We start from the raw sequence: 5,195 nt of genomic DNA, 5'->3' as shown, positions 1-5,195 counted from the left end.
ATCATGGCGCTGTTCCCGATCGTCTTAACCAGCCTGATGCTGGTGCTGCATCCGCGGATCGGCGGCCCGCCGACGGCCGCCGCCATTTCCAACGGCGCCTGGGGCGTGGTGGGATTTGGCCTGGCGGTTGCCGTGATGCACGTTGCGGTGCAGGCGTTCGGCTCGGCCGTCGGGCTGAGCCTCGCACTTGCCACCTGTATCGGCTGGAATTTGGCCCTGTGGTGGAACGGGCGGCGCAAGGCAGTGCGCTAGCCCCGCCCGTGCGAGATTGATGGTTACCCGCCCGGCGAGGACCCGCTAAATTGGCACCCGGGCTGGATCGGGGTTGCGCGGTGGAGGGATTGTACAAGGTCGAATACGACATCAATAACGGCTCCGGCCGCAGCGTGCTGTACGCGCATGCCGGGAAAATGCTTGGCGGCAATACGGCATTCGCCCACTTCGGCAGCTATCGGATTGTGGACGGTGAAATCCTGGCCAGGCTCAGGACCCGCCGCCACAGCCGGTCGCCGCAACGCAGGTCGCTGGTCAGTTCCGACGAAGTCACGATCAGCATCCGCGGCAGGGAGCAGGGCGGACTCTATCGCTTCGCGGGCGAGGTGACAGAAGACCGCTCGGCGTTTCGCGCCGTGATGACGCCGCTCGGCAACGACGACGTTCCGCCGCCCGGCGCGGTCGGCGAGGGCGGCATCGTCAGTGGCCTGTATTCGATCGACATCCGGATGCTGGATGGGATCGCCGGCGGCCATACCGGGGTGATGCTGCTGCACGACGGCCGCATCCTCGGCGGCGACGCCTTTTTCTATTATCTCGGCGCCTACTCTTCGGCGAACGGACGCTGGAAGGGCGAGTTCGTCAATCAGGAACACACGCCGGCGAAGAGCGAGCATCCGCTGTTCGGCGGCTACGAGGTGGGCATCGGTTTCTCCGGCCGCTGCGATGCCGGCGGCGCCGAAATCGAGGCGACCGCGTTGGCCGGCAAGCTCAGCATCCGCCTCGCCGCCACGCTGAAGCTGATCGAGCCGTTCGCCGACACGGGCCGTTGACTGGTGTACACCGTCATTGCGAGGAGCGAAGCGGTCGAAGCAATCCATGGTGCAACGAGTCGAAAAATGGATTGCTTCGCTGCGCTCGCAATGACGAGCTACTTCGGCAACTTCGACTTCAGCGCATAGAGCGCCTCCAACGCCTCGCGCGGCGACATCTCGTCGGGATGCAGTGCATTCACCGCTTTCAGCAATTGCTCGGCTTCGCTCGGCGGTGCATTCTCGGCTGCGGCGCGGGAGGGGACGGCGAACAGCGGCAGGTCATCGGCCAGGGCGCGGGCGGTCTGGCCGCGGTCCTGCGCCTCGAGTTTCGCCAGCACCGACTTGGCGCGGGCGATCACGGCGGGCGGCAAGCCTGCGAGCTTGGCGACCTGGATGCCGTAGGAGCGGTCGGCCGAGCCGGGCAGCACCTCGTGCAGGAACACGACATTGCCCTGCCATTCCTTGACGCGAACCGTGGCGTTGAACATGCGGGGCAGCTTTGCCGAGAGCGCAGTGAGCTCGTGGTAGTGCGTGGCGAACAGCGTGCGGCAGCGGTTCGCCTCATGCAGGTGCTCGATCGCGGCCCAGGCGATCGAGAGGCCGTCGAAGGTGGCGGTGCCGCGGCCGATCTCGTCGAGGATGACGAGCGAGCGCTCGCTCGCCTGGTTGAGGATCACCGCGGTTTCGACCATCTCCACCATGAAGGTGGAACGGCCGCGGGCGAGGTCGTCGGCGGCGCCAACGCGCGAGAACAGGCGGTCGACGACGCCGATGCGGGCGCGGCTCGCCGGCACGAAGGAGCCGATCTGCGCCAGGAGCGCAATCAGCGCGTTCTGGCGAAGGAAGGTGGATTTGCCGGCCATGTTGGGGCCGGTGATCAGCCAGAGCTGGCCGTTGTTCTGCGCCGGTCCCGGCGAGAGGTCGCACGAGTTCGCGATGAAGGGTTGTCCGTCGCGCTTCAGCGCCTGCTCGACCACGGGATGGCGGCCGCCTTCCACCGCAAACGACAAGGAAGCATCGACCTCAGGGCGGGCGTAGTTGTCGTCGACCGCGAGCCTGGCGAGCGCGGTTGCGACATCGAGCATGGCAAAGGCATGCGCCGCGGCGTGCAGATCCTCGCCGGCGGCGAGCGCCATGGCGGCGAGCCTGTCGAAGATTTCGAGCTCCAGCCCAAGGGCGCGGTCGCCGGCATTGGCGATCTTGGCCTCGATCTCGCCGAGCTCTGATGTGGTGAACCGCACTTGTCCGGCCAGCGTCTGGCGATGGATGAAGGTGGCATTCAGCGGCGGCGACATCAGCTTGTCGCCGTGCTGCGCCGTCACCTCGACGAAATAGCCGAGCACGTTGTTGTGCCGGATCTTCAGGCCCTTGATGGAGGTCGCGTCGGCGTAGCGCGCCTGCATCGCCGCCACCACGAGGCGCGAGGCGTCGCGCAGGCTGCGGGTCTCGTCCAGCGCGGTTTCATAGCCTTCGCGCACGAAGCCGCCGTCGCGCTTGATCAGCGGCAGCTGGTCGGACAGCGCACGCGAAAATTCCTGGGCGAGATCGCGCGAGGGACGGCGCAGCGCATCCATCACGGCCCTGATTTCCGCCGGCGGATCGTCGAGCCATTCCAGCCGCGTCAGCGCCTGGTCGGCGGCGAGGATGCCGTCGCGCAGGCCAGCGAGATCGCGCGGGCCGCCGCGCCCGACGGAAAGACGCGCCAGCGCGCGCGACATGTCCGGCGCATTGCGCAGGGAGTCGCGGATGTCCTCGCGGGCGGCGCCATCCTCGACGAAGCGCGCGACGGCGTCGAGCCGCCGCGCAATGGCTGCACTATCCGTCAGCGGTGCGGCGAGCCGTTGCGCCAACAGCCGCGATCCGGCAGGCGTCACCGTGCAATCGATCGCGTCGAGCAGCGAGCCGCGGCGCTCGCCGGTGAGCGTGCGCGTCAATTCGAGATTGGCGCGGGTCGCCGGATCGATCGCCATGGTGGTGCCGGCGGCCTCGCGCGCAGGCGGCGACAGCGGCGGGCGCTTTCCGACCTGGGTGCGGTCGATATAGGTGACGGCGGCGGCAGCAGCGGTGGCTTCCAGCCGCGACATCGCGGCGAGGCCGTCCATGGTGGCGACGGCGAAGTAATCGCACAGCCGGCGTTCGGCGGTGGCGCCGTCGAAGACATCGCGGGTCAGCGGCGTCACCGCAGGGAGTTCGCGCAGCGTCGGCGCCAGCTCATTGTCGGAATAGAGTGCATCGGCGACGATGGCTTCATTCGGATTGATGCGCGCCAGCGTCGCGGCGAGCTCGCCGCCGGCGCATTCCGTCACCACGAATTCGGAGGTCGAGATGTCGATCCAGGCGAGGCCGAAGCGATCGCCGCCGGAAGACGCGCGCGCCCGCGCGATCGCCAGCAGGTAATTGTTGGTGCGGGCATCGAGCAAATTGTCTTCGGTCAGCGTGCCCGGCGTCACCAGCCGTACCACGTCGCGGCGGACCACGCTCTTGTTGCCGCGCGCCTTCGCGGCGGCCGGGTCTTCCATCTGCTCGCAGACCGCGACGCGAAAGCCCTGCGCGATCAGCCGGTGCAGGTAATCCTCGGAACGCTCCACCGGCACGCCGCACATCGGGATGTCCTGGCCCTGGTGTTTGCCGCGCTTGGTCAGCATGATGCCGAGCGCCTTGGAGGCGATCTCGGCGTCCTCGAAGAACAGCTCGTAGAAATCGCCCATCCGATAGAACAAGAGCAGCCCGGGATTGCCGGCCTTGATCTCGAGGTATTGTTCCATCATCGGCGTCACGCGCGCGGCCACTTCCGGCGTGGCGGCGGGCTCTGATGGCGCGGGGGCGGGGATGGATTTCTGGACGGTCATCGGCCGCGGAAATTACAGAATTTCGCCGGCTGGTCCTACCGCTTTGCCCGGCGAAGCCGTGTTTTCCACCTGATCCACGGCTATTGCGCATGGCCGCCATCGCGCCGATGCGCCGTTGGAGGCATCGCGCTCGATTGACCTGCCGCAGGGCCGCTCCTACAACTCGCCTCAACCCGTCCTTCGGGCGCCAGAAAACACGGCATTCAGGGAGAGAATCGATGCGTGATGTCTTTATTTGCGATGCCGTGCGCACGCCAATCGGCCGTTTCGGCGGCTCGCTCGCCAAGGTCCGCGCCGACGATCTGGCGGCAGCCCCGATCAAGGCGCTGATGGCCAAACATCCCAAGCTGGATTGGTCGCAGGTCGACGAGGTCTTTTTCGGCTGCGCCAACCAGGCCGGCGAGGACAACCGCAACGTCGCGCGCATGGCGCTGCTGCTCGCGGGCATGCCGGAGACGGTTCCGGGGCAGACGCTGAACCGCCTCTGCGCCTCCGGCCTCGATGCGGTCGGCGCCGCGGGCCGTGCCATCCGCGCCGGCGAGATCGATTTCGCCATTGCCGGCGGCGTCGAGTCGATGACGCGGGCGCCGTTCGTGATGGGCAAGGCGCCGGAGGCCTTTGCGCGCTCCGCCGATATCTACGACACCACCATCGGCTGGCGCTTCATCAACCCCCTTTTGAAGGCGCAGTACGGCGTCGACGCGATGCCTGAGACCGGCGAGAACGTCGCCGAGGAATTCCAGGTGTCGCGCGCCGACCAGGACGCGATGGCGATCCGCTCGCAGCAGCGCGCGGGCGCGGCGATTGCGGCCGGATACTTCGCCGAAGAGATCACACCGATCTCGGTGCCCGGCGGCAAGGCCGGCCCCGTCATCGTCGACAAGGACGAGCACCCGCGGCCCGAGACCACGCTGGAGGGCCTCGCCAAGCTGAAGCCGATCGTGCGCAATCCCGGCACGGTGACCGCGGGCAACGCGTCCGGAGTCAACGACGGCGCCGCCGCGATGATCCTCGCCTCGGAGGCTGCCGTGAAGAAGCACGGCTTGACGCCGCGGGCACGCATCCTCGGCCTCGCCTCGGCTGCGGTGCCGCCGCGCATCATGGGCATCGGCCCGGTGCCGGCGACAAAGAAGCTGGTGGAGCGGCTCGGCATCAAGGTCAGCGATTTCGACCTGATCGAGCTGAATGAGGCTTTCGCCTCCCAGGGCATCGCCTGCCTTCGTCAGCTCGGCGTCAAGGACGATGCCGATTTCGTCAACCCGCATGGCGGCGCGATTGCGCTCGGTCATCCCCTCGGCATGAGCGGCGCGCGGCTCGC

3 protein-coding genes and 1 pseudogene are annotated in these 5,195 nt (G+C 67.7%); 3 read left to right on the top strand and 1 reads right to left on the bottom strand.

Annotated features, from left to right (window positions below):
- Together ACT4OC_RS29515 and ACT4OC_RS29510 are read left to right on the top strand one after the other, a co-directional pair.
- Positions 1-252, top strand: a pseudogene (locus ACT4OC_RS29515) (hypothetical protein); the annotation flags it as partial.
- Between the two features lie 50 nt (positions 253-302).
- Positions 303-1,046, top strand: a complete 744-nt coding sequence (locus ACT4OC_RS29510) for a GrlR family regulatory protein (protein ID WP_444842591.1) — start codon at positions 303-305, stop codon at positions 1,044-1,046.
- Between the two features lie 98 nt (positions 1,047-1,144).
- Here the strand turns inward: ACT4OC_RS29510 and mutS are convergent, their stop codons facing one another.
- Complete coding sequence (mutS, locus tag ACT4OC_RS29505) at positions 1,145-3,877, bottom strand: DNA mismatch repair protein MutS (RefSeq protein WP_444842590.1); 2,733 nt, start codon at positions 3,875-3,877, stop codon at positions 1,145-1,147.
- A 218-nt stretch (positions 3,878-4,095) separates the two neighbouring features.
- Here mutS and pcaF point away from each other — a divergent pair.
- Positions 4,096-5,195: 3-oxoadipyl-CoA thiolase (gene pcaF / locus ACT4OC_RS29500; RefSeq protein ID WP_444842589.1), on the top strand; the 1,100-nt coding region annotated here is incomplete at its 3' end.

Origin of the sequence: Bradyrhizobium sp. (assembly GCF_052389815.1) — a bacterium.
Lineage (GTDB): Bacteria > Pseudomonadota > Alphaproteobacteria > Rhizobiales > Xanthobacteraceae > Bradyrhizobium.
This window is presented reverse-complemented; position numbering and strand designations above follow the sequence as displayed.

Bases quoted from the DNA above. Each gene is read 5' to 3' on its own strand.
- mutS (WP_444842590.1), bottom strand. From the start codon at position 3,877: ATGACCGTCCAGAAATCCATCCCCGCCCCCGCGCCATCAGAGCCCGCC.